This is a genomic window from Pseudomonas sp. CGJS7 (genome assembly GCF_036961695.1).
In genome coordinates this window covers 1-1,426 of record NZ_JBAMDI010000297.1, presented here as the reverse complement: position 1 = coordinate 1,426, position 1,426 = coordinate 1, and the positions used below count along the sequence as shown (strand labels likewise).

The window sequence follows — 1,426 nt, the reverse complement described above, 5'->3', positions numbered from 1 at the left end:
TATCGTCAAAGTCACTATTACTGCTGACCAGACTTCGGTAGCCGAGAACGTCAAACCGACGTTCACCGTGCACGTCAACCAGCCGCTGGCTCACGACCTGGTCGTGACCCTGAGCAACAACGCTCAGGTCACCATCAAGGCCGGTGAAACCAGCGCGCCGTACACCCACGCTGCGCAAGGCGATGACGTCTACAACGATGCGGGCCAGATCAGCCTGGGCATCAACTCGGCAGTGGACGCCACTGGTGCGACCTTCGAGAACCTGCAACTGGGCGGCAACGCTTCGGTTCAAGTGACCGACACCACCGACGAAGTAGTGGCGAAGCTGACCGCGACCCCTTCGGTGACCGAAGGCGGCGAGATCACCTACACCATCACCCTGACCAACAAAGACGGCCTGCCGATCAACAACCACAGTGCATTGACCTTCACGCTGAGCGACGGCAAAACCGTCATCACCGTGCCGGCCAACGGCACCGTGGGTACTGCTACCGTCACTGCCCCGGACAACGTCTACGTCGGTAGCAACGACCCTGTGATCAAATCGATCGCAACCGTTGAAGGCGCTGATGTCGGCAAGTTCGAGCAACTGACGCTGGACAAAACCCCGGTCAGCACTACCGTGACCGACGAGCCTGGCACCCCAGGCAACCCGGGCGGCAGCAACGAAGGCGACTTGGTTAAGGTCACTATTACTGCTGACCAGACTTCGGTGGCCGAGAACGTCAAGCCGACCTTCACCGTGCACGTCAACCAGCCGCTGGCTCACGACCTGGTCGTGACCCTGAGCAACAACGCCCAGGTCACCATCAAGGCCGGTGAAACCAGCGCGCCGTACACCCACGCTGCGCAGGGTGATGACGTTTACAACGACGCTGGCCAGATCAGCCTGGGCATCAATTCGGCGGTGGATGCCACTGGTGCGACGTTCGAGAACCTGGAGCTGGGCGGTGCCGCGAAGGTGGATGTCACCGACACCACCGACGAAGTGGTGGCCAAGCTGACCGCCACCCCTTCGGTCACCGAAGGCGGCGAGATCACTTACACCATCACGCTGACCAACAAAGACGGTCTGCCGATCAACAACCACAGTGCATTGACCTTCACCCTGAGCGACGGCAAAACCGTCATCACCGTGCCGGCCAACGGCACCGTGGGCACTGCCACTGTGACTGCTCCGGACAACGTCTACGTCGGCACCAACGACCCTGTCGTGATGTCGATCGCAACCGTTGAAGGCGCGGATGTCGGCAAGTTCGAACAGCTGACGCTGGACAAGACCCCGGTCAGCACGTCGATCACCGACGAGCCGGGTACTCCAGGCAACGAAGGCGATATCGTCAAAGTCACTATTACTGCTGACCAGACGTCGGTGGCCGAGAACGTCAAACCGACGTTCACCGTACACATCAACACCGCCTTGGCC

Annotated in this window: 1 protein-coding gene; it reads left to right on the top strand. The window is 60.5% G+C overall.

Annotated elements, in window-relative coordinates:
- A partial coding sequence (locus V7787_RS52770; RefSeq protein WP_336095448.1) for an immunoglobulin-like domain-containing protein occupies window positions 1-1,426 on the top strand: 1,426 nt, incomplete at both ends.